Raw genomic sequence first — 23,628 nt, 5'->3', positions numbered from 1 at the left:
CCCCGCTCGTCGCCGACCTCAAGGAGCGCGAGCCGGCGATGAAGGCCCTGAAGAAGCGCGTCCTCGCCAAGCGGGCCGCCGCGGCCGCCAAGGGCGAGGCGCTCGACGCCGACCCGGCGGACGTGACGGACGCCGAGCCGGCCGTCGTCGGCCAGCACGGCCGCCGCGGCCGCTCCACCGGGCGGCGCGGATGACGGCCGAGGCGCAGCGCACCACCGAGCTGCTGCTCAGCCGGATCCGGGACGTCCCCGACTACCCGAAGCCCGGAGTGCTGTTCAAGGACATCACCCCGCTGCTCGCGGACCCGGAGGCGTTCACGGCGCTCACCGACGTGCTGGCCGGGCTGTGCGCCGCGCACGGCGCGACGAAGATCGTGGGCCTGGAGGCCCGCGGCTTCATCCTGGCCGCGCCCGTCGCCGTCCGCGCGGGCCTGGGCTTCATCCCGGTCCGCAAGGCCGGCAAGCTGCCCGGGGCCACCCTGCGGCAGGCGTACGAGCTGGAGTACGGCACCGCCGAGATCGAGGTGCACGCCGAGGACCTGGCCGCGGGCGACCGCGTCATGGTCATCGACGACGTCCTCGCCACCGGCGGCACCGCCGAGGCCTCCATCGAGCTCATCCGGCGCGCCGGGGCCGAGGTCGCCGGCGTCGCCGTCCTCATGGAGCTCGGCTTCCTGCCGGGCCGGACCCGCCTGGAGCCCGCCCTCGGCGGCGCGCCGCTCACCGCGCTCATCACGGTCTGACGGGCCACGTCACACCCGCACGGGAACCGCCCCGGTCCTGAGGCCCACCGCCTCGGACCGGGGCGGTTCCGCGTCGCGGCCGGCGCGTCCGCGCGGAGCCAGCCCCGTACGAGGGGCGGCCCGGGGAATCCCCGGGCCGCCCCCGTCGTTTTTCGGACAGAGACCGGAACGGGTCCCGGTGCCGTCTCAGCTCTCAGGCACGTGAGCACAGGCGCTCCCAGGTCGATACGATGGCCTTTCCGGGCCTGACCGGGGGACCCGGAAACGCACGAGGAGCGCTCTTGCCAGACGAGGCCCAGCCACTCTCCGCCGCGCAGCCCGACAAGCAGGCCGACCAGGCCGCGCAGGGCACCGCCGCGCCCCAGAACCCGCCCGCGGAGACCAAGCCCCGGCCCGCGGCGCCCGCTCCGGCCCCGTCCGCCCGGCCCACGCCGGCCCCGCCCGCCCGCTCCGGCGGCTCCTCGAGCCGCGTCCGGGCCCGGCTCGCCCGCCTGGGCGTCCAGCGCTCGTCCCCGTACAACCCGGTCCTCGAACCGCTGCTGCGGATCGTCCGCTCCAACGACCCGAAGATCGAGACGGCGACCCTGCGCCAGGTCGAGCGCGCCTATCAGGTCGCCGAGCGCTGGCACCGCGGCCAGAAGCGCAAGAGCGGCGACCCGTACATCACCCACCCGCTCGCCGTCACCACGATCCTCGCCGAGCTCGGCATGGACCCGGCGACGCTGATGGCCGGACTCCTGCACGACACCGTCGAGGACACCGAGTACGGCCTGGAGGACCTGCGCCGCGACTTCGGCGACCAGGTCGCCCTGCTCGTCGACGGCGTCACCAAGCTCGACAAGGTCAAGTTCGGCGAGGCCGCGCAGGCCGAGACCGTCCGCAAGATGGTCGTCGCCATGGCCAAGGACCCCCGGGTCCTGGTTATCAAGCTCGCCGACCGCCTGCACAACATGCGCACCATGCGCTACCTCAAGCGGGAGAAGCAGGAGAAGAAGGCCCGCGAGACCCTGGAGATCTACGCCCCGCTGGCGCACCGGCTGGGCATGAACACCATCAAGTGGGAGCTGGAGGACCTCGCGTTCGCGATCCTCTACCCCAAGATGTACGACGAGATCGTCCGGCTCGTCGCCGAGCGCGCGCCCAAGCGGGACGAGTACCTCGCGATAGTGACCGACGAGGTCCAGGCCGACCTGCGGGCCGCCCGGATCAAGGCCACCGTCACCGGCCGGCCGAAGCACTACTACAGCGTCTACCAGAAGATGATCGTCCGCGGCCGTGACTTCGCGGAGATCTACGACCTGGTCGGCATCCGCGTCCTCGTGGACACCGTCCGCGACTGCTACGCGGCCCTCGGCACCGTCCACGCGCGATGGAACCCGGTCCCCGGCCGGTTCAAGGACTACATCGCGATGCCGAAGTTCAACATGTACCAGTCGCTGCACACGACGGTCATCGGCCCCAACGGCAAGCCCGTCGAGCTGCAGATCCGCACCTTCGACATGCACCGCCGCGCCGAGTACGGCATCGCCGCGCACTGGAAGTACAAGCAGGAGGCCGTCGCGGGCGCCTCCAAGGTCCGCACCGACGTGCCCAAGGGCGGCGGCAAGGACGACCACCTCAACGACATGGCGTGGCTGCGCCAGCTGCTCGACTGGCAGAAGGAGACCGAGGACCCGGGCGAGTTCCTGGAGTCGCTGCGCTTCGACCTCTCCCGCAACGAGGTCTTCGTCTTCACCCCCAAGGGCGATGTCATCGCGCTGCCCGCCGGCGCCACCCCGGTCGACTTCTCGTACGCCGTCCACACCGAGGTCGGCCACCGCACCATAGGGGCCCGGGTCAACGGCCGGCTGGTCCCGCTCGAGTCCACCCTCGACAACGGCGACCTGGTGGAGGTCTTCACCTCCAAGGCGGCCGGCGCCGGACCCTCCCGGGACTGGCTGGGCTTCGTCAAGTCCCCGCGCGCCCGCAACAAGATCCGCGCCTGGTTCTCCAAGGAGCGCCGCGAGGAGGCCATCGAGCAGGGCAAGGACGCCATCGCGCGGGCCATGCGCAAGCAGAACCTGCCGATCCAGCGCATCCTCACCGGCGACTCGCTGGTCACCCTCGCCCACGAGCTGCGCTACACCGACATCTCCTCGCTGTACGCGGCGATCGGCGAGGGCCATGTCACCGCCCAGTCCATCGTGCAGAAGCTGGTCCAGGCGCTCGGCGGCGAGGAGGCCGCGACCGAGGACATCGCCGAGGCCGCCCCGCCGACCCGCGGCCGCGCCAAGCGCCGCTCCAACGCCGACCCGGGCGTGGTGGTCAGGGGCGTCGAGGACGTGTGGGTGAAGCTGGCCCGCTGCTGCACCCCGGTGCCCGGCGACCCGATCATCGGCTTCGTCACCCGCGGCAGCGGCGTATCGGTTCACCGCAGCGACTGCGTCAACGTGGAGTCGCTGTCCCGGGAGCCCGAGCGGATCCTGGAGGTCGAGTGGGCCCCCACCCAGTCCTCGGTCTTCCTGGTCGCCATCCAGGTCGAGGCGCTGGACCGCTCGCGGCTCCTCTCGGACGTCACCCGGGTCCTCTCGGACCAGCACGTCAACATCCTCTCGGCCGCCGTCCAGACCTCCCGCGACCGCGTGGCCACCTCCCGCTTCACCTTCGAGATGGGCGACCCCAAGCACCTGGGCCACGTCCTGAAGGCGGTCCGGGGCGTGGAGGGCGTGTACGACGTGTACCGCGTGACCAGCGCCCGCAGGCCGTAACAGCGAGTCGGTACGAGGAAGGGCCCCGGCACCAGGTGCCGGGGGCCCTTCCCCGTACCGCTACGGGGCCGGCGTCAGCCGCCGAACTCCTGCAGACCCTTCAGGGCCTGGTCCAGCAGGGCCTGGCGGCCCTCCAGCTCCTTGGCGAGCTTGTCGGCCCGGGCGTCGTTGCCGGCGGCACGGGCCGTGTCGATCTGCTTCTGCAGCTTGTCGACGGCGTCCTGCAGCTGACCCGTCAGGCCGGCCGCACGGGCCCGCGCCTCCGGGTTGGTGCGACGCCACTCGTTCTCCTCGGCGTCCTGGATGGCGCGCTCCACCGCGTGCATCCGGCCCTCGACCTTCGGGCGCGCGTCGCGCGGCACGTGGCCGATGGCCTCCCAGCGCTCGTTGATCGAGCGGAAGGCGGCCCGGGCGGCCTTCAGGTCCGAGACCGGAACCAGCTTCTCCGCCTCGCCCGCGAGCTCCTCCTTCAGCTTGAGGTTCTCGACCTGCTCGGCGTCACGCTCGGCGAACACCTCGCTGCGGGCCGCGAAGAACACGTCCTGGGCGCCGCGGAAGCGGTTCCACAGGTCGTCCTCGTGCTCGCGCTGGGCCCGGCCCGCCGCCTTCCACTCCGCCATCAGCTCGCGGTAGCGGGCGGCCGTCGCACCCCAGTCGGTGGAGTTCGACAGCGCCTCGGCCTCGCCGACCAGACGCTCCTTGATCTTGCGGGCGTCTTCGCGCTGCGCGTCGAGCGCCGCGAAGTGGGCCTTGCGGCGCTTGGAGAAAGCCGAGCGGGCGTGCGAGAAGCGGTGCCACAGCTCGTCGTCGGACTTCCGGTCGAGCCGCGGCAGGCCCTTCCAGGTGTCCACCAGGGCCCGCAGCCGCTCGCCGGCGGCCCGCCACTGCTCGCTCTGCGCCAGCTCCTCGGCCTCGGTGACCAGCGCCTCCTTGGCGGAGCGCGCCTCGTCGGCCTGCTTCGCCTTCTGGACCTTGCGCTCCTCGCGGCGCGACTCCACCGACTCGGCCAGCTTGTCGAGCCGGACCTTCAGCGCGGCGAGGTCGCCCACCGCGTGGTGCTCCTCGACCTGCTGCCGGATGTGGTCGATGGCCGCCGTGGCGTCCTTGGCCGACAGGTCGGTGGTCCGCACCCGCTTCTCGAGGAGGCCGATCTCGACCACCAGCCCCTCGTACTTGCGCTCGAAGTAGGCCAGCGCCTCCTCAGGGGTGCCGGCCTGCCACGATCCGACGACCTGCTCGCCCTCGGCCGTACGCACGTACACGGTGCCCGTCTCGTCGACGCGGCCCCACGGGTCGCTGCTCACAGCGCCTCCTCCACATGATGCCGTCGCGGGGGCCTCGACCCCCGGGCATCGTCCACGGTTTCCCGGCGGGTCTCGCCCGCCCTCCACAGCGCGGCCGTCGGCCTGCGCTGTACAACGCCAATCTAGGCGAACGGCGGCCCGGCTGTCCGCACTCAGCGCGACCGAAATTCAACGGTCGTACGCAGGTGTGGTCGCCGGGCCGCCCCCGCACTCACTTCTTGGCGACGGTCGCCTTCTCGATCGTGACCGCCTTCTGCGGCGCGCCGTCACCGGCACCGCCCTGGACGCCCGCCTTCGCCACGTCCTCGACGACCTTCAGGCCGTCCGCGTCGAAGGTGCCGAACGGGGTGTAGTTCGGCGGGAGCTTGGTGTCCTTGTAGACGAGGAAGAACTGGCTGCCGCCGGTGTTCGGGCCGGCGTTCGCCATCGCCACGGTGCCCTTCGGGAAGGTGACCGAGCCGTCCTGCCCGGCCTTGCCGAGCCCGTTCAGGTTCTCGTCCGGGATGGAGTAGCCCGGGCCGCCGGTGCCGTCGCCCTTCGGGTCGCCGCACTGGAGCACGAAGATGCCCGAGGTGGTCAGGCGGTGGCACTTGGTCCCGTCGAAGTACTTCTTGTCGGCGAGGTGCTTGAAGGAGTTCACGGTGTGCGGGGCCTTCGCCGCGTCCATCGTGACCTTGATGTCGCCGACGTTCGTCTTGAGGGCCATCGTGTACGTGGCCTTCTGGTCGATCGACATCGCCGGCTCGGGCTGACCCGACGGCGTCGGCTCCGCGCTCGGGGTGCCGCTCGCGCTCGCCGCGCTGTCGCTCTTGGTGTCGTTCTTGTCGTCGCCCGTCAGGGCCACCGAGGCCCACACCGCGAGACCGGCGGCGAGCACCACCGCGAGCGACGAGGCGATGACGGTGTTCCGGCGCGACTTGCGCTGCGCCTCGGCACGCCGCTGCTGCTGCCGCGCGTACTTCTCCCTGGCGAGCTGCCGCCGCCGCTGATCGCTGGTGACCACCGGGTCCGCTCCCTTTCGATCGAGTGTTCCTGTCCTGGTCGGATGTGCCCGTACCGTATACGGGTTGGCTGTGGAATACGCACCGCCGGTAGGCTCTGATCTGCTGCATTCCGCTGCGTTCCGCACTGGCGCAGCCAACTGCCGGACGACAAATAAGGACGATCGTGCTGATTGCCGGGTTCCCCGCCGGGGCCTGGGGGACCAACTGTTATGTGGTCGCCCCCGCCGCGGGCGAGGAGTGCGTCATCATCGACCCGGGCCACCAGGCCGCCCAGGGGGTCGAGGAGACGCTGAAGAAGCATCGGCTCAAGCCCGTCGCCGTGGTCCTCACGCACGGCCACATCGACCACGTCGCCTCCGTCGTCCCGGTCTGCGGCGCCCATGACGTACCCGCGTGGATCCACCCCGCCGACCGGTACATGATGAGCGACCCGGAGAAGGCCCTCGGCCGCTCCATCGGGATGCCCCTCATGGGCGAGCTGACCGTGGGCGAGCCCGACGACGTGCACGAGCTCACCGACGGCGCCGCGCTGAAGCTCGCGGGCCTCGACTTCTCCGTCGCGCACGCGCCCGGGCATACCAAGGGGTCGGTGACCTTCCGGACGCCGGAGACCACGGAGATCCCCTCCGTCCTCTTCTCCGGCGACCTGCTGTTCGCCGGCTCCATCGGACGCACCGACCTGCCCGGCGGTGACATGGACGAGATGCTCGCATCGCTGACCCGCGTGGTCCTGCCGCTCGAGAACTCGACCGTCGTCCTGTCCGGCCACGGTCCCCAGACGACCATCGGCCAGGAGCGCGCCACCAACCCGTATCTGCGGCAAGTGGCGTCGAGCCGCCAAGGGAGCAGTAGCGAGACCCAGGCTCCCCGACGAGGAATGTGACAAGACTTTCGTGAGCACCTTCAAGGCCCCCAAGGGCACCTTCGATCTCATCCCGCCGTTCTCGGCGACCTATCTCGCGGTCCGTGACGCGATCTCCGCACCCCTCCGGAAGTCCGGCTACGGGTACGTCGAGACCCCCGGCTTCGAGGACGTCAACCTGTTCGCGCGCGGTGTCGGCGAGTCCACCGACATCGTGACCAAGGAGATGTACACCCTCACCACCAAGGGCGGCTCCAACCTCGCCCTGCGCCCCGAGGGCACCGCCTCCGTCCTGCGCGCGGCCCTGGAAGCCAACATGCACAAGGCCGGCGGACTGCCGGTCAAGCTCTGGTACAGCGGCTCGTACTACCGCTACGAGCGTCCGCAGAAGGGCCGCTACCGCCACTTCTCGCAGGTCGGTGCCGAGGCCATCGGCGCCGAGGACCCGGCGCTCGACGCCGAGCTGATCATCCTGGCCGACCAGGCCTACCGCTCGCTCGGCCTGCGCGAGTTCCGCATCCTGCTGAACTCGCTCGGCGACAAGCAGTGCCGCCCCGTCTACCGCGAGGCCCTGCAGACCTTCCTGCGCGGTCTCGACCTGGACGAGGAGACGCTGCGCCGCGCCGAGATCAACCCGCTGCGGGTCCTCGACGACAAGCGTGCCGACGTGCAGAAGCAGCTGGTCGACGCCCCGCTCCTCAAGGACTACCTGTGCGAGGAGTGCAAGGCGTACCACTCCGAGGTGCGTGAGCTGCTCACCGCGGCGGGCGTGGCCTTCGAGGACGACGACAAGCTGGTCCGCGGCCTGGACTACTACACCCGGACCACCTTCGAGTTCGTCCACGACGGTCTCGGCTCGCAGTCCGCGGTCGGCGGCGGCGGCCGTTACGACGGCCTGTCCGAGATGATCGGCGGCCCCGCGCTGCCGTCCGTCGGCTGGGCGCTCGGCGTGGACCGCACGGTCCTCGCCCTTGAGGCCGAGGGCATCGAGCTCGACATCCCGCCGGCCACCAGCGTCTTCGCGGTGGCGCTTGGCGACGAGGCCCGCAAGGTGCTGTTCGGGTTCGTCACGCGACTCCGCAAGGAAGGCGTGGCCACGGACTTCAGCTACGGCGCGAAGGGCCTCAAGGCCCACATGAAGAGCGCCAACCGCTCCGGCGCCCGCTTCACCCTCGTCGCCGGCGAGCGCGACCTCGCCGAGGGCGTGGTCCAGCTCAAGGACATGGAGTCCGGCGAGCAGACGGCGGTCGCGCTCGACGAGCTCGTCGACGCGGTGCAGGCGAAGCTCGGCGCCTGATCCGTTCCGGCCGTACGTGAGAGAGGGCCCCCGGCACCCGGTGCCGGGGGCCCTCCGCGTTCGCTCACACCGTCCGTACGACCGGGTGCGGCAGAATGACCCTGCCCCGGTCCGCGGAGACGACGGAAACGACGAAGAGCGAGTGAGCGACATGACCAAGGCAGCGGCCGCGAGCGGGACCGCACCGCGGGAGGACTCCCGCACCATCGGCGCGAGCCGCGCCTTCGCCTGGCTCCTGGTGATCACCGGGGCGGCGGGACTGCTCGCCTCCTGGGTCATCACCATCGACAAGTTCAAGCTCCTGGAAGACCCGAACTTCGTCCCCGGGTGCAGCCTCAACCCCATCGTGTCCTGCGGGAACATCATGAAGAGCGAGCAGGCCTCGGTCTTCGGCTTCCCGAACCCGATGCTCGGCCTGGTCACGTACTCCGTGGTGATCGCGATCGGCGTCGGCCTGCTCGCGGGCGCCCGCTACCGCCGCTGGTACTGGCTCGGCCTCAACGCCGGCACCCTCTTCGGCGTCGGATTCTGCACCTGGCTGATGCAGCAGTCCCTGTACGAGATCAACTCGCTCTGCCTGTGGTGCTGCCTCGCCTGGGTCGCCACCATCGTCATGTTCTGGTACGTGACCTCGCACAACGTACGCAGCGGGGTGCTGCCCGCGCCGGCCGGGCTGCGCACCTTCTTCTCGGAGTTCACCTGGGTGCTCCCGGTGCTGCACATCGGCATCATCGGCATGCTGATCCTGACCCGCTGGTGGGACTTCTGGACCAGCTGAGCGGCCGGCCGAGCCGGGGCCGCCCGGACCGGACTGTCAGTGCGGTGACCTAGGCTTCATGACCGTGGAGCCCGACCTTTTCACCGCAGCAGCCGAAGAACGCCAGGAGAAGGACCCGACCAGCAGCCCGCTGGCCGTCCGGATGCGTCCGCGCACCCTCGACGAGGTCGTGGGCCAGAGCCATCTGCTCAAGCCCGGCTCCCCGCTGCGCCGCCTGGTCGGCGACGGCACCGGCGGACCGGCCGGCGCCTCCTCGGTGATCCTCTGGGGCCCGCCCGGCATCGGCAAGACCACCCTCGCCTACGTGGTCTCCAAGGCCACCAACAAGCGCTTCGTGGAGCTGTCCGCGATCACCGCAGGCGTCAAGGAGGTCCGGGCCGTCATCGACGGGGCCCGGCGGGCCGTCGGCGGCTTCGGCAAGGAGACCGTCCTCTTCCTCGACGAGATCCACCGCTTCTCCAAGGCCCAGCAGGACTCCCTCCTCCCGGCCGTCGAGAACCGCTGGGTCACCCTGATCGCCGCCACCACCGAGAACCCGTACTTCTCGGTGATCTCCCCGCTGCTCTCCCGCTCCCTGCTGCTCACCCTGGAGCCGCTCACCGACGCCGACCTGAGCGGACTGCTGCGCCGCGCCCTCGACGAGGAGCGCGGGCTCGGCGGGGCCGTCGGGCTCGACGAGGACGCCGAGGCGCATCTGCTGCGGATCGCCGGGGGCGACGCCCGGCGCGCCCTGACCGCCCTGGAGGCGGCCGCCGGCGCGGCCATCGCGAAGCAGGAGAAGACCATCACCCTGGAGACGGTCGAGGAGACCGTCGACCGGGCGGCCGTGAAGTACGACCGGGACGGCGACCAGCACTACGACGTGGCGAGCGCGCTGATCAAGTCGATCCGCGGCTCCGACGTGGACGCGGCGCTGCACTACCTGGCCCGGATGATCGAGGCGGGGGAGGACCCGCGGTTCATCGCCCGGCGCCTGATGATCTCTGCGAGCGAGGACATCGGCCTCGCCGATCCGAACGCCCTGCCGCTGGCCGTGGCCGCCGCCCAGGCAGTCGCCATGATCGGCTTCCCCGAGGCGGCGCTCACCCTGAGCCACGCCACCATCGCGCTGGCCCTCGCCCCGAAGTCCAACGCGGCGACGAACGCGATCTTCGCCGCCCGCGCCGACGTCCAGGGCGGCCTGGCCGGCCCCGTACCGCCGCATCTGCGCGACGGGCACTACAAGGGCGCCGCCAAGCTGGGCCATGCCCAGGGGTATGTGTATCCGCACGACGTGCCGGGCGCCATCGCCAGCCAGCAGTACGCGCCGGACGCGGTCCACGGCAAGCAGTACTACGAGCCGACGCGCTACGGCGCGGAGGCGCGCTACGCGGACGTGGTGGAGAAGGTGCGGGAGCGCCTGAGGGGCGAGGGCGGCTGAGCGGCCCTGGCGCGGGGCGCCCGGCGGACCCGGTACACTGATCCGAAGTGCTGCGTCCTGTGTCCGGCTTCGGCCGGCATCACCAGAACAGGGCGAACAGCCGGAGTCCCGGCCTTCGGGCGGGGTCTCCAGGAGCGTCGCGCACCTTCGAAGGTGTCGCGGGCAACCCACCACCACCGGGATTCCCCGGAGCGGGCGGTGGGTCGTTCGCGTGCTGCACGTATGTGCCCAGACCAGGGAGCGGCTGCCCGGCAGGTCCTCACGGACCCGACGGGTCTTCCCGGCTGCGGATGGCGACCTCCCTAACCCTGGTGAAGCCGTATTCGCAACAGTAGAGAGGTTGGTTCATGCCGAACCAGTCCCGTCCCAAGGTCAAGAAGTCGCGTGCCCTCGGCATCGCGCTGACCCCGAAGGCCGTCAAGTACTTCGAGGCCCGCCCCTACCCGCCGGGCGAGCACGGCCGTGGCCGCAAGCAGAACTCGGACTACAAGGTCCGTCTGCTCGAGAAGCAGCGTCTGCGCGCCCAGTACGACATCAGCGAGCGCCAGATGGCCCGCGCCTACGACCGCGCCAAGAAGGCCGAGGGCAAGACGGGCGAGGCGCTGGTCGTCGAGCTCGAGCGTCGTCTCGACGCCCTGGTCCTGCGTTCGGGCATCGCCCGCACCATCTACCAGGCCCGCCAGATGGTCGTCCACGGCCACATCCAGGTCAACGGTGGCAAGGTCGACAAGCCGTCCTTCCGCGTCCGTCCCGACGACGTCGTGATGGTCCGCGAGAAGTCGCGCAACAAGACCCTGTTCCAGGTGGCCCGCGAGGGTGGCTTCGCCCCCGACGGCGAGACCCCGCGCTACCTGCAGGTCAACCTGAAGGCCCTGGCCTTCCGCCTCGACCGCGACCCGAACCGCAAGGAGATCCCGGTCGTCTGCGACGAGCAGCTGGTCGTCGAGTACTACGCCCGCTGATCATCGGCGCGCAGTAGTACCACCTCCGCGGTGTTCAGCCCGCCGCTTCCCCACCCGACACGGTGGGGGAGCCGGCGGGCTTCCGCGTGTCCGGGACGGGTGCCCGGCCGGTACGGAAGGGGCGCGGGGCCGCCGCGCCCGCGCCGTTCCCGGTGGCCGGATCGCGGCGGTCGGCGAGCGCCCGGTCCACCGCCGCGTCGAGCGGGAGCCGCTCGCCCTCCCGGTACCAGGCGCCGTACGCCTCCCCGCCGAGCAGCTCGCCCGCCTGCCGTGCGCACAGCGCGCGGGCCCCGTTGAAGTTGCTCGAACCGAACAGCGGCAGCCCCACCGACTGCCACACCGGCACCGCCGCCCCCTGCAGCAGCGCCGCCTCCGCCGGATCCCCCTCGACCGCCGTCACCAGCGCGAGCAGCTCGATCCCGAGCACCAGACCCACCAGATCGTGGAAGGCGTGGTTGATCGTCACGCACTCGGTGAGCAGCTCCCGCGCCGACACCGGATCGCCGTCCGTCAGCGCCGCATAGGCGAGGACGTACAGCGCGTACGCCCGGGTCCATCGCTCCCCGCGCTCCTCGCAGACCTCCCGCACCTCCGCGCACAGCGCGACCGCACCCTCCAGATCGCCCTGGAAGGCCCGCGCCATCGCCAGCTCCACCTGCCCCATCAGCACGTTGCTGTTCAGCTCGCCCAGTTCCCGATACAGGTGCAGCGCTCTGCCGATCAGCTCCTCGGCCCGCGGCAGCTCGTCCGAGATCAGCGCCAGACACCCCATCCGGTGCGTCGCGTACGCCTCCGCCAGCGTGTTCCCGGTGATCCGGGCCCGCTCCCCGCACTCGTGCAGCGCCGCCACCGCCGCCGTCGGATCGCCCTGCAGCACCGCCACGTACCCGAGCACCCACAGCGCCTTGAGCCGGGCGTCCTCGTGCAGCGCCACCGGCTGGTGCGCACCGGCCGTCACCGCCCGGTCCAGCCAGTGCCGGCCCTCCGACAGACGTCCGCAGCCCGCCCAGTAGAACCACAGCGTCCCCGCCAGATGCTGGGCGAGCGCCGTGTCCTCCGCCGACTCCAGGCACAGTTCGAGGGCCGCCCGCAGATTGGGCAGCGCCACGTCCGTGGCCGCCGCCACCTCCGCCTGCCGCGGGCTGAACCACTCCAGCTCGCACCAGGTGGCAAGCCCCATGTACCAGTCCCGGTGCCGGCGCCGCATCCGCTCGGTGTCGCCGAGCGCCGCCAGCCACTCCGCCCCGTACGCCCCGACCGTGTCGAGCATCCGGTAGCGCGGGCCCGCCGCCGTGTCCTCGCGCGTCACCAGCGACTGCGCGAGCAGCTCGCCGAGCACGTCGAGCACCCGGTCCGCCGGCAGCTCGGCGCCCCCGCACACGTACTCCACGGCCTCCAGGTCGAAGGGACCGGCGAACACCGAGAGCCGCGCCCACAGCAGCCGCTCCTCAGGGGTGCACAGCTCATGGCTCCAGCCGATCGCCGTGCGCAGCGTCTGATGCCGGGGGAGCGCTCCGCGCCGTCCGCCGTCGAGCAGCCGGAAGCGGTCCTCGAGGCGCGCAAGGAGCTGCTCCGGCGTGAGCAGCGGCAGCCGCGCCGCCGCCAGTTCGAGGGCCAGCGGGATCCCGTCGAGCCGCCGGCACAGCTCCCGCAGGATCTCCGGATCCCCGCCCGCGCCCGCGTCCGGCCCCGCGCCCGCCTCCGCCGCCCGCCCCGTGAGCAGCTCAAGCGCGTCCGCCGCGCCCATCGGCGCCAGCGCGCACACCGCCTCGCCGTCCACCCGCAGCGGCCGGCGACCCGCCGCGAGGACCGTGAGCCCCGGGCAGCCGGCGAGCAACTCCCGCAGCAGCACCGCGCACTCGTCCACCAGATGCTCGAAACCGTCCACCACGAGCAGCAGCCGCCGCTTCGCCAGGTGTTCGAGGAGCACCTCGCGCGGCGGGCGCACCGTGTGGTCGGTCAGCCCGAGCGCCTCCACCAGGGCGTGGGCCACCAGGCCCGGGTCGCGCAGCGCGCTCAGCTCGGCGAGCCGCACCCCGTCGACGTAGCGTTTCTGCAGTGCCGCGGCAGCCCGCAGGGCGAGCCGGGTCTTGCCCACCCCGCCCACTCCGACCACCGTGACCAGCCGGAACTCGGCGATCATCCGGGCCAGTCGGTCCTGTTCGGCGGCCCGGCCCACGAACCGGTTCAGTTCCGCCGGGAGATTGCTCCGTCGCATGGCACACGGAGCGTACTCATCCGCGCGCACTCCGTACAATCGGCGTACGCAACTCCCCTCCCACAGGCGGTAATGCGGTGCGGCCGGGGAGCTCGGGCGCGATAGGGTCGGAGGACGTGTACACACGGGTCCGACGACCGACCGGGACCCGACGACAGCAGAGAGCGGTGCAGCGTGACCGGTGGTGAGGTTGCCGGGATCCTGGTGGCCGTGTTCTGGGCGATCCTCGTCTCCTTCCTCGCCGTGGTGCTGGTGAGGCTGGCGCAGACGCTCCGGGCGACCACCAAGCTCGTCGCGGACGTGACCGAGAAGGCCGTCCCGCTGCTCGCCGACGCCTCCGCGACCGTGCGCTCCGCGCAGACCCAGCTGGACAAGGTCGACGCCATCGCGTCCGACGTCCAGGAGGTCACCTCCAACGCCTCCGCCCTCGCCGGCACCGTGGCCTCCACCTTCGGCGGCCCGCTCGTCAAGGTCGCGGCCTTCGGCTACGGGGTGCGCAGGGCGCTGGGCCGGGACCGGGAGCCGGAGCGGGGCCGGGGCCGCCAGGACGCGCCCGCCGCGGCCGACCGGCGTACTGTGATCGTCGGCCGTACCGTGCCGTCCGCACGACGCCGGAAGCAGAAGGGCTGAGCACGATGTTCCGCCGTACGTTCTGGTTCACCGCGGGCGCGGCCGCCGGCGTGTGGGCCACCACCAAGGTCAACCGGAAGCTCAAGCAGCTGACCCCGGAGAGCCTGGCCGCGCAGGCGGCGAACAAGGCCGTCGAGACCGGCCACCGGCTCAAGGACTTCGCCCTCGACGTGCGGGCGACCATGCTCCAGCGGGAGGCCGAGCTCGGCGCGGCCCTGGGCCTGGACGCCCCGCCGCCCGTGGAGCAGGAGCGCGAGCTGCCCGGCCCGCGCCGCCGCGCGGCGCTCGGCGGCCGTCCCGCCGACTCCACGACCACCTATTCGTTTTCGTACAAGTCTGACAACCGGAATGAGGACCACTGATGGAGTCGGCTGAAATCCGCCGCCGCTGGCTGAGCTTCTTCGAGGAGCGCGGGCACACCGTCGTCCCTTCGGCGTCGCTCATCGCGGACGACCCGACTCTGCTCCTCGTCCCGGCCGGCATGGTGCCCTTCAAGCCCTACTTCCTGGGTGAGGTCAAGCCGCCCTTCGCGCGCGCCTCCAGCGTGCAGAAGTGCGTGCGCACGCCCGACATCGAAGAGGTCGGCAAGACCACCCGCCACGGCACGTTCTTCCAGATGTGCGGCAACTTCTCCTTCGGCGACTACTTCAAGGAAGGCGCCATCAAGCTCGCCTGGGAGCTGCTGACCACCCCGGTGGAGCACGGCGGCTACGGGCTCGAGCCGGAGAAGCTCTGGATCACGGTCTACCAGGACGACGATGAGGCCGAGGCCATCTGGCGCGACGTCGTGGGCGTGCCCGCCGAGCGCATCCAGCGCCTGGGCAAGAAGGACAACTTCTGGTCCATGGGCGTCCCCGGCCCCTGCGGCCCCTGCTCCGAGATCAACTACGACCGCGGCCCCGAGTTCGGCGTCGAGGGCGGCCCGGCCGTCAACGACGAGCGGTACGTCGAGATCTGGAACCTCGTCTTCATGCAGTACGAGCGGGGCCAGGGCATCGGCAAGGAGGACTTCGAGATCCTCGGCGACCTGCCGTCCAAGAACATCGACACCGGCCTCGGTCTCGAGCGCCTGGCGATGATCCTCCAGGGCGTGCAGAACATGTACGAGACCGACACCCTCAAGGTCGTCATCGACAAGGCCACCGAGCTCACCGGCGTCGCCTACGGCAAGGCCCACGACTCCGACGTCTCGCTGCGCGTGGTCGCCGACCACATGCGCACCAGCGTCATGCTCATCGGCGACGGCGTCACCCCCGGCAACGAGGGCCGCGGCTACGTGCTGCGCCGCATCATGCGCCGCGCTGTCCGCAACATGCGGCTGCTCGGCGCCACCGGCCCGGTCGTCGGCGAGCTCGTCGACACGGTCATCCGCACCATGGGCGAGCAGTACCCGGAGCTGGAGACCGACCGCAAGCGCATCGAGACGGTCGCCCTCGCCGAGGAGGCCGCGTTCCTCAAGGCCCTCAAGGGCGGCACCAACATCCTCGACACCGCCGTCACCGAGACCAAGGCCGCCGGCGGCACGGTCCTCGCCGGCGAGAAGGCCTTCCTGCTCCACGACACCTGGGGCTTCCCGATCGACCTCACCCTGGAGATGGCCGCCGAGCAGGGCCTCTCCGTGGACGAGGACGGCTTCCGCCGCCTGATGAAGGAGCAGCGGGAGCGGGCCAAGGCCGACGCCCTGGCCAAGAAGACCGGTCACGCCGACCTCACCTCGTACCGCGAGATCGCCGACACCACCGGTGCCACGAGCTTCACCGGCTACACCAACACCGAGGGCGAGACCACGGTCGTCGGCCTCCTGGTCAACGGTGTCCCGGCGCCGGCCGCCTCCGAGGGCGACGACGTCGAGGTCGTCCTCGACCGCACCCCGTTCTACGCCGAGGGCGGCGGCCAGCTCGCCGACCACGGCCGCATCAAGCTGCACTCCGGCGCGGTCATCGAGATCCGCGACGTGCAGCAGCCGGTCCCGGGTGTCTCCGTGCACAAGGGCTCGGTGCAGGTCGGCGAGGTCACCGTGGGCGCCACCGCCTACGCCGCCATCGACGTGCGCCGCCGCCGGGCCATCGCCCGCGCCCACAGCGCCACCCACCTCACCCACCAGGCGCTGCGCGACGCCCTGGGCCCGACCGCCGCCCAGGCCGGTTCGGAGAACTCCCCGGGCCGCTTCCGCTTCGACTTCGGCTCGCCGAACGCCGTCCCCGGCGCCGTCCTCACGGACGTCGAGCAGAAGATCAACGAGGTCCTCTCGCGCGAGCTCGACGTGCACGCCGAGGTCATGCCGATCGACGAGGCCAAGCGCCAGGGCGCCATCGCCGAGTTCGGCGAGAAGTACGGCGAGCAGGTCCGCGTCGTCACCATCGGCGACTTCTCCAAGGAGCTGTGCGGCGGCACCCACGTGCACAACACCGCCCAGCTGGGTCTGGTGAAGCTGCTCGGCGAGTCCTCCATCGGCTCCGGCGTGCGCCGCATCGAGGCCCTGGTCGGCGTCGACGCGTACAACTTCCTGGCCCGTGAGCACACGGTCGTCGCCCAGCTCCAGGAGCTGGTCAAGGGCCGTCCGGAGGAGCTGCCGGAGAAGATCTCCTCGATGCTCGGCAAGCTGAAGGACGCCGAGAAGGAGATCGAGAAGTTCCGCGCCGAGAAGGTGCTGCAGGCCGCCGCCGGTCTGGTCGACTCCGCCCGGGACATCCGCGGCGTCGCCCTGGTGACCGGTCAGGTCCCGGACGGCACCGGCGCCGACGACCTGCGCAAGCTGGTCCTCGACGTCCGCGGCCGCATCCCGTCCGACCGCCCGGCCGTCGTGGCCCTGTTCACCACGGCCAACGGCAAGCCGCTCACGGTCATCGCCACCAACGAGGCCGCCCGCGAGCGCGGCCTCAAGGCCGGCGAGCTGGTCCGCACGGCCGCCAAGACCCTCGGCGGCGGCGGTGGCGGCAAGCCGGACGTCGCCCAGGGCGGCGGCCAGAACCCGGAGGCCGTCGGCGAGGCCATGGCCGCCGTCGAGCGCCTCGTCGTGGAGACGGCGTGACGATGCGCCGAGGACGTCGGATCGCCGTCGACGTCGGGGACGCCCGGATCGGGGTCGCCTCGTGCGACCCCGACGGGGTCCTGGCCACGCCGGTGGAGACCGTGCCGGGACGTGACGTCCCGGCCGCCCACCGGCGGTTGCGCCAGATCGTCGAGGAGTACGAACCGATCGAGGTCGTCGTGGGCCTGCCCCGCTCGCTCAGCGGGCGGGAGGGCCCGGCCGCGACCAAGGTCCGCGCCTTCGCCCGGGAGATGGCCAAGGGCATCGCCCCGGTCCCGGTCCGGCTCGTCGACGAGCGGATGACCACGGTCACCGCGACCCAGGGCCTGCGGGCCTCGGGCGTGAAGTCCAAGAAGGGGCGGTCCGTGATCGACCAGGCCGCCGCTGTGATCATCCTGCAGAACGCTCTTGAGTCCGAACGGGTATCAGGTAATCCGCCCGGTGAGGGCGTCGAAGTGGTCATCTGATCGCGATACGGTAACGTTCCGCGCGATGCGGCGGTGTTCGAACAGCTGCCGCACAACGTAGAGGCGGAACGTCCGGAAGCCTCGCGGCTGTTTGGGGATCGATGACTGAGTATGGCCGGAGCCCCGGCTCCGAACCGTGGCACCCCTCGGACCCCTTGTACGGGGACCAGGGGTGGGAGGGCCAGCAGCAGTACCCGCAGCAGCAGTACCAGCAGCAGGCTCCGTACGGCCACCAGGACCCGTACGCCCAGCAGCAGACGTACGCCGGCGGCCCCTACGAGCAGCAGCAGTCGCACGATCCGCAGCAGTACCCGCAGGACTACGGCCAGCAGTACGGCGAACAGCAGTACGGGCAGTCGGCCGGTTACGACACGCCCGGCTACCCCGCACAGCAGTACGACGCCACCTGGGAGACGGGCCAGGCGGCGATGCCGTACAACGCCCCGCCCGCCGATCCGTACGGCGGCCAGCAGCCCGACCTCTACGGCACCCCCGAGGCCTACCCCCCGCCGCAGCCCCCCGGCCGGCGCCGGGCCCCGCAGCAGCAGCCGGTGACCGACTGGGACGCGGAGCCGGAGGAGGAGAACCACCCCTTCTTCACCGGCGAGGACGCTCCCGGCAACGAGTCCGAGCGCTATGACGACGACGCGTACGACGACGACTACGACGACGAGCCGGACGGCCGCCGCTCGGGCCGCCGCGGCGGGAAGAACGGCCGGGGCGGCAAGGGCGAGAAGGGCAAGAAGGCCAAGAACGGCATGGCCTGCCTGGTCGTCGCCGTGGTCCTGGTCGGCGGCGTGGGCGGCGTCGGCTACGTCGGCTACAAGTTCTGGCAGGGCCGCTTCGCGGAGGCACCGGACTACACAGGCGCCGGCTCGGGCGATGTCCAGATCGAGATCCCGCGCGGAGCCACCGGCTACGACATCGGCAACATCCTGAAGAAGAACGGCGTGGTCAAGAGCGTCGACGCCTTCGTCTCGGCCCAGCAGAAGAACCCCAAGGGCCAGTCGATCCAGGCCGGCGTGTACACGCTGAAGAAGGAGATGTCGGCGGAGAGCGCCGTCTCGATGATGCTCAACCCGGCGAGCCAGAGCAACTTCGTCATCCCCGAGGGCAAGCGCAACGTCTGGGTGTACGAGCAGATCGACAAGCGGCTCGAACTCAAGCCCGGCACGACCCAGGGCATTGCGAAGGCGAAGGCGAACGAGCTCGGTCTCCCGGACTGGGCGAAGAACCACAAGAACGTCAAGGACCCGCTCGAGGGCTTCCTCTTCCCGGCGAGCTACCCGGTCGCCAAGGGCGGCAAGCCCGAGGACGCCCTGCGCAAGATGGTCTCCCGCGCGAACCAGGAATACGCGAAGTTCGACCTGGAGGCCAAGGCCAAGGAGCTCGGCGTCGACGGCCCCTGGGAGCTCGTCACCATCGCCAGTCTCGTCCAGGCGGAGGGCACGTCGCACGACGACTTCCGCAAGATGTCCGAGGTCGTCTACAACCGGCTCAAGCCGTCGAACCCGCAGACCTACGGCGGGCTCGAGTTCGACTCGACGTACAACTACATCAAGAACCAGAGCACGGTCGACCTGTCGCTCACGGCGCTGCGCAAGTACGAGAACCCGTACAACACGTACTACGTCAAGGGCCTGCCGCCCGGCCCGATCAGCAACCCCGGCATCGAGGCGATGACGGGCACGGTCGAGCCGACGCACGACGGCTGGTACTACTTCATCTCGCTCGACGGGAAGACCTCGCAGTTCACGAAGACGAACGCGGAGCACCAGAAGCTCGTCGAGAAGTTCAACGAGTCGAGGAAGAACTGATGGCGGCAGCACGCCGGGCGGCCGTCCTCGGCTCGCCCATCGCCCACTCGCTCTCCCCGGTCCTGCACCGGGCCGCGTACGCCGAGCTCGGCCTCGACGACTGGTCCTACGGCAGTTTCGAGGTCGACGAGGCGGCGCTGCCCGGGTTCGTCGGCGAGCTCGACGACTCGTGGGCCGGGCTCTCGCTGACCATGCCGCTCAAGCGGGCGATCATTCCGCTGCTCGACGAGATCACCGACACGGCGGCCTCGGTCGAGGCCGTCAACACGGTGGTGTTCACGGAGGACGGGCGCCGGGTCGGCGACAACACCGACATCCCCGGCATGATCGCCGCGCTGCACGAGCGGGGCGTCGAGAAGGTCGACTCCGCCGCCATCCTCGGCGCGGGCGCCACCGCCTCCTCGGCGCTCGCCGCCCTCGCCCGGATCTGCTCGGGCCCCGTCACCGCGTACGTACGGAGCGAGGCCCGCGCCGACGAGATGCGCGGCTGGGGCGAGCGGCTCGGCGTGGACGTGCGCACGGCCGCCTGGGGCGACGCGGCGGAGGCCCTCGCCGCGCCGCTGGTGATCGCGACCACGCCGGCCGGGACGACCGACGCCCTGACCGGCGCCGTCCCCGACGCCCCCGGCACCCTTTTCGACGTGCTCTACGACCCCTGGCCCACCCGCCTCGCCGCCGCCTGGTCGGCGCGCGGCGGCAAGGTCGTCGGCGGGCTCGACCTCCTGGTGCACCAAGCGGTGCTCCAGGTCGAGCAGATGACCGGTCGCACGCCGGGGCCGCTGGCCGCGATGCGGGCGGCGGGGGAGCGGGCGCTCGCCGAGCGCTGAGCGCCGGCGGAGGCGCCGACCGCCCCACCCCGGCCTGCGCGACCTCACCCGATGCGTGAGACGAGCGTCCCGACTCGTGGACCGGCGATCGATCGGCCGCCGGGACGTGGGAGGATCGGGGCAGGCGGACCCGGGCCGCGCACCCAGGTCGTGCCGTCGCAGTGCCCAGGCGCGAGCATGAGGAGCATCGTTGAGCAGGTTGCGTTGGCTGACGGCGGGGGAGTCGCACGGCCCCGCGCTGGTTGCAACCCTTGAGGGACTTCCGGCCGGTGTTCCGGTCACCACGGAGCTGGTGGCGGACCATCTCGCACGGCGTCGGCTCGGCTATGGGCGCGGTGCGCGGATGAAGTTCGAGCAGGACGAGGTCACCTTCCTCGGCGGTGTCCGGCACGGCCTGTCCCTGGGGTCGCCGGTCGCGGTCATGGTCGGCAACACCGAGTGGCCCAAGTGGGAGAAGGTCATGTCGGCCGATCCGGTCGACCCCGCCGAGCTGAAGGAGACCGGCCGCAACGCGCCGCTGACCCGGCCCCGGCCCGGTCACGCGGACCTGGCCGGTATGCAGAAGTACGGCTTCGACGAGGCCCGGCCGATCCTGGAGCGCGCGAGCGCCCGGGAGACGGCGGCGCGGGTGGCGCTCGGCGCGGTGGCCCGGTCGTTCCTGAAGGAGGCGGCCGGGATCGAGATCGTCTCGCACGTGGTGGAGCTGGCGGCGGCGAAGGCCCCGTACGGCGTCTACCCGACCCCGGCCGACGTCGAGAAGCTGGACGCGGATCCGGTGCGCTGCCTGGACGCGGATGCGTCGAAGGCGATGGTCGCGGAGATCGACCAGGCCCACAAGGACGGCGACACCCTCGGCGGCGTCGTCGAGGTCCTCGCCTACGGCGTGCCCGTCGGCCTCGGCTCGCACGTGCACTGGGACCGCCGGCTCGACGCGCGGCTCGCCGCCGCGCTGATGGGCATCCAGGCCATCAAGGGTGTCGAGGTCGGCGACGGCTTCGACCTCGCCCGGGTGCCCGGCTCCCAGGCCCACGACGAGATCGTGCGCACCGAGGACGGCATCAAGCGCACTTCCGGCCGCTCCGGCGGCACCGAGGGCGGTCTGACCACGGGTGAGCTGCTGCGGGTGCGCGCCGCGATGAAGCCGATCGCGACCGTCCCGCGCGCCCTTGCCACCATCGACGTCGCCACCGGCGAGGTCGCGGCCGCCCACCACCAGCGCTCCGACGTCTGCGCCGTCCCGGCGGCCGGGATCGTCGCGGAGGCGATGGTCGCGCTGGTCCTCGCGGACGCGGTCGTGGAGAAGTTCGGCGGCGACAGCGTCACCGAGACCCGCCGCAACGTGCAGTCGTACCTCGACAACCTCCACATCCGGTGACCGGCGGCCCGCAGGTCGTCCTCGTCGGACCCATGGGCTCCGGCAAGTCCACCGTCGGCGCACTGCTCGCCGAGCGGCTCGGCGCCGTCTACCGGGACACCGACGCGGACATCGTCGCCGCCGAGGGACGCGAGATCTCGGACATCTTCGTCGAGGACGGCGAAGAGCACTTCCGCGCCCTGGAGCGCGCGGCCGTGGCCGCCGCCCTCGCTGAGCACGAGGGCGTCCTCGCGCTCGGCGGCGGCGCCGTGCTCGACGCCGGCACCCGCGCCCTGCTGCGCGGGCGCCCCGTCGCGTACCTCTCCATGGACGTCGAGGCCGCCGTCCGCCGGGTCGGCCTCGGCGCCGCCCGCCCGCTGCTCGCCGTCAACCCGCGCCGGCAGTGGCGCGAGCTGATGGACGCGCGCCGCCATCTGTACGAAGAAGTCGCGAGCGTCGTGGTCGCCACCGACGAGCGCACGCCCGAAGAGGTCGCCGAGGCGGTCCTCGACGCACTGGAGTTGAAGGACGTATGACGGACCAGGACCAGGAAGTCACCCGGATCCCGGTCGGCGGCTCCGAGGGTTCCGACCCGTACGAGGTGCTGGTCGGCCGGCAGCTGCTCGGCGAGCTCGGCGGGCTCATCGGCCCGCAGGCCAAGCGGGTCGCCGTGATCCACCCCGAGGCGCTCGCCGAGACCGGTGAGGCGCTGCGCGCCGACCTCGCCGGCCAGGGCTACGAGGCCGTCGCCATCCAGGTGCCCAACGCGGAGGAGGCGAAGACCGCCGAGGTCGCCGCCTACTGCTGGAAGGCGCTCGGCCAGACCGGCTTCACCCGCAGCGACGTCATCGTCGGCGTCGGCGGCGGCGCCACCACCGACCTGGCCGGCTTCGTCGCCGCGACCTGGCTGCGCGGGGTGCGCTGGATCGCCGTGCCCACCACGGTGCTCGGCATGGTCGACGCGGCCGTCGGCGGCAAGACCGGCATCAACACCGCCGAGGGCAAGAACCTCGTCGGCTCCTTCCACCCGCCGACCGGAGTCCTGTGCGACCTGGCCGCGCTGGACTCGCTGCCGGTGCACGACTACGTCTCCGGCCTCGCCGAGATCATCAAGGCCGGCTTCATCGCCGACCCGGTCATCCTCGATCTGATCGAGGCCGACCCGGAGGCCGCCCGCACCCCGGCGGGCCCGAACACCGCCGAGCTGATCGTCCGTTCGATCAAGGTCAAGGCCGAGGTCGTCTCCGGCGACCTCAAGGAGGCCGGCCGCCGCGAGATCCTCAACTACGGGCACACCCTCGCGCACGCCATCGAGAAGAACGAGCGCTACAAGTGGCGGCACGGCGCCGCCGTCTCCGTCGGCATGGTCTTCGCCGCCGAGCTGGGCCGGCTGGCCGGACGCCTCGACGACGCCACCGCCGACCGGCACCGCGCCGTCCTGGAGTCCGTCGGACTGCCGCTCACCTACCGCGGCGACCAGTGGCCCAAGCTCCTGGAGACCATGAAGGTCGACAAGAAGTCCCGCGGCGACCTGCTGCGCTTCATCGTCCTCGACGGCCTCGGCAAGCCCACCGTCATGGAGGGCCCCGACCCGGCGGTGCTGATCGCGGCGTACGGCGAGGTGTCCGCGTGAGCGAACCGCGCCGCGTCCTCGTGCTGAACGGCCCGAACCTGGGCCGGCTCGGCTCCCGCGAGCCCGACATCTACGGCGCCACGTCCTACAAGGGCCTGGTGGAGTCCTGCCGCGCGCTGGGCGAGCAGCTGGGCTTCGACGTCGAGGTGCGCGAGACCAACGACGAGGGGGAGATGATCCGCTGGCTGCACGAGGCCGCCGACGGTTCGATCCCGGTCGTCCTCAACCCCGGCGCCTTCACCCACTACTCGTACGGGATGCGCGACGCGGCCGCCCAGCGCACCGCGCCGCTGATCGAGGTGCACATCTCCAACCCGTACACCCGTGAGGAGTTCCGGCACACCTCCGTGGTCGCCGCGGTGGCCACCGGCACCGTCGCCGGCTTCGGCATCGGCTCCTACCGGCTTGCGCTGCGCGCGCTCGCGGAGGAACTGGACGCCTGAGCGAGCCCTCACCCCGGCGGGTGAGGGCTCGCGCCCCCGGCCGATCGCCCCGGGCCGTTTCCCCTGGGGAAGCCGGGGGCGGTAACGTTCCG

At 71.6% G+C, this 23,628-nt stretch carries 20 protein-coding genes and 1 pseudogene; 18 read left to right on the top strand and 3 right to left on the bottom strand.

What is annotated here, in order from left to right:
• From KV205_RS26670 to KV205_RS26660, 3 genes and pseudogenes are all read left to right on the top strand, one after another.
• Positions 1-194: pseudogene (locus KV205_RS26670) on the top strand (protein translocase subunit SecF); the annotation flags it as partial.
• Positions 191-742 (top strand): adenine phosphoribosyltransferase, encoded by a 552-nt coding sequence (locus tag KV205_RS26665; RefSeq protein WP_265867167.1) that lies wholly within the window; start codon positions 191-193, stop codon positions 740-742. The pseudogene KV205_RS26670 and the gene KV205_RS26665, both read left to right, overlap by 4 nt.
• A 281-nt stretch (positions 743-1,023) precedes the next feature.
• On the top strand, positions 1,024-3,489 hold the full coding sequence (locus KV205_RS26660; protein ID WP_265867166.1) for a bifunctional (p)ppGpp synthetase/guanosine-3',5'-bis(diphosphate) 3'-pyrophosphohydrolase: 2,466 nt from the start codon (positions 1,024-1,026) through the stop codon (positions 3,487-3,489).
• Positions 3,490-3,563: 74 nt separating this feature from the next.
• Here the strand turns inward: KV205_RS26660 and KV205_RS26655 are convergent, their stop codons facing one another.
• Both KV205_RS26655 and KV205_RS26650 read right to left on the bottom strand, forming a co-directional pair.
• The gene (locus tag KV205_RS26655) at positions 3,564-4,793 is read right to left on the bottom strand and encodes a DUF349 domain-containing protein (RefSeq protein WP_265867165.1); all 1,230 of its coding nucleotides are present in this window, start codon (positions 4,791-4,793) and stop codon (positions 3,564-3,566) included.
• A 211-nt stretch (positions 4,794-5,004) separates the two neighbouring features.
• On the bottom strand, positions 5,005-5,796 hold the full coding sequence (locus KV205_RS26650) for a peptidylprolyl isomerase (RefSeq protein WP_265867164.1): 792 nt from the start codon (positions 5,794-5,796) through the stop codon (positions 5,005-5,007).
• Between the two features lie 164 nt (positions 5,797-5,960).
• On the opposite strand from KV205_RS26650, the gene KV205_RS26645 reads away from it, so the two are divergent.
• The 5 genes from KV205_RS26645 to rpsD all read left to right on the top strand — a co-directional run bounded on the left by KV205_RS26645 (position 5,961) and on the right by rpsD (position 11,116).
• On the top strand, positions 5,961-6,680 hold the full coding sequence (locus KV205_RS26645; protein ID WP_265867163.1) for an MBL fold metallo-hydrolase: 720 nt from the start codon (positions 5,961-5,963) through the stop codon (positions 6,678-6,680).
• Between the two features lie 10 nt (positions 6,681-6,690).
• On the top strand, positions 6,691-7,956 hold the full coding sequence (hisS, locus tag KV205_RS26640; RefSeq protein WP_265867162.1) for a histidine--tRNA ligase: 1,266 nt from the start codon (positions 6,691-6,693) through the stop codon (positions 7,954-7,956).
• Between the two features lie 151 nt (positions 7,957-8,107).
• Positions 8,108-8,734 (top strand): vitamin K epoxide reductase family protein, encoded by a 627-nt coding sequence (locus KV205_RS26635; protein WP_265867161.1) that lies wholly within the window; start codon positions 8,108-8,110, stop codon positions 8,732-8,734.
• 64 nt (positions 8,735-8,798) lie between these two features.
• Complete coding sequence (locus KV205_RS26630; RefSeq protein ID WP_265867160.1) at positions 8,799-10,154, top strand: replication-associated recombination protein A; 1,356 nt, start codon at positions 8,799-8,801, stop codon at positions 10,152-10,154.
• 347 nt (positions 10,155-10,501) lie between these two features.
• Complete coding sequence (gene rpsD / locus KV205_RS26625) at positions 10,502-11,116, top strand: 30S ribosomal protein S4 (RefSeq protein ID WP_265867159.1); 615 nt, start codon at positions 10,502-10,504, stop codon at positions 11,114-11,116.
• Positions 11,117-11,150: 34 nt separating this feature from the next.
• Here the strand turns inward: rpsD and KV205_RS26620 are convergent, their stop codons facing one another.
• Positions 11,151-13,334, bottom strand: coding sequence for an AAA family ATPase (locus KV205_RS26620; RefSeq protein WP_265867158.1), 2,184 nt, complete (start codon positions 13,332-13,334; stop codon positions 11,151-11,153).
• Positions 13,335-13,508: 174 nt separating this feature from the next.
• Between KV205_RS26620 and KV205_RS26615 the strand changes: the two genes are divergently transcribed.
• From KV205_RS26615 to aroQ, 10 genes are all read left to right on the top strand, one after another.
• Positions 13,509-13,964, top strand: a complete 456-nt coding sequence (locus KV205_RS26615; protein WP_265867157.1) for a DUF948 domain-containing protein — start codon at positions 13,509-13,511, stop codon at positions 13,962-13,964.
• A gap of 5 nt (positions 13,965-13,969) precedes the next feature.
• Entirely contained in the window at positions 13,970-14,326 is a 357-nt protein-coding gene (locus KV205_RS26610) for a hypothetical protein (protein ID WP_265867156.1), read from the top strand.
• Complete coding sequence (gene alaS / locus KV205_RS26605; RefSeq protein ID WP_265867155.1) at positions 14,326-16,995, top strand: alanine--tRNA ligase; 2,670 nt, start codon at positions 14,326-14,328, stop codon at positions 16,993-16,995. Before KV205_RS26610 ends, alaS begins: the two co-directional genes overlap by 1 nt.
• 2 nt (positions 16,996-16,997) lie before the next feature.
• Entirely contained in the window at positions 16,998-17,462 is a 465-nt protein-coding gene (gene ruvX / locus KV205_RS26600; protein ID WP_123954413.1) for a Holliday junction resolvase RuvX, read from the top strand.
• 101 nt (positions 17,463-17,563) lie between these two features.
• Positions 17,564-19,279 carry an endolytic transglycosylase MltG gene (gene mltG / locus KV205_RS26595; RefSeq protein ID WP_265867154.1) on the top strand — a complete coding sequence of 572 codons (1,716 nt, stop codon included), beginning with the start codon at positions 17,564-17,566 and terminating at the stop codon, positions 19,277-19,279.
• Complete coding sequence (locus KV205_RS26590; RefSeq protein WP_265867153.1) at positions 19,279-20,106, top strand: shikimate dehydrogenase; 828 nt, start codon at positions 19,279-19,281, stop codon at positions 20,104-20,106. Before mltG ends, KV205_RS26590 begins: the two co-directional genes overlap by 1 nt.
• A gap of 190 nt (positions 20,107-20,296) precedes the next feature.
• Positions 20,297-21,481, top strand: coding sequence for a chorismate synthase (aroC, locus tag KV205_RS26585; protein WP_265867152.1), 1,185 nt, complete (start codon positions 20,297-20,299; stop codon positions 21,479-21,481).
• Positions 21,478-21,996: a shikimate kinase gene (locus tag KV205_RS26580; protein WP_265867151.1), complete on the top strand. Its 519-nt coding sequence runs from the start codon at positions 21,478-21,480 to the stop codon at positions 21,994-21,996. The genes aroC and KV205_RS26580 overlap by 4 nt, the downstream gene beginning before the upstream one ends.
• Positions 21,993-23,093, top strand: a complete 1,101-nt coding sequence (gene aroB / locus KV205_RS26575) for a 3-dehydroquinate synthase (RefSeq protein ID WP_265867150.1) — start codon at positions 21,993-21,995, stop codon at positions 23,091-23,093. Before KV205_RS26580 ends, aroB begins: the two co-directional genes overlap by 4 nt.
• Complete coding sequence (gene aroQ, locus KV205_RS26570) at positions 23,090-23,536, top strand: type II 3-dehydroquinate dehydratase (RefSeq protein WP_265867149.1); 447 nt, start codon at positions 23,090-23,092, stop codon at positions 23,534-23,536. Before aroB ends, aroQ begins: the two co-directional genes overlap by 4 nt.
• The last annotated feature ends 92 nt before the right edge of the window (positions 23,537-23,628 follow it).

Origin of the sequence: Streptomyces sp. SKN60 (genome assembly GCF_026236535.1) — a bacterium.
Lineage (GTDB): Bacteria > Actinomycetota > Actinomycetes > Streptomycetales > Streptomycetaceae > Streptomyces.
Note: the sequence above shows the minus strand (reverse complement) of the source record. Positions and strands in the feature narration are given on the sequence as shown.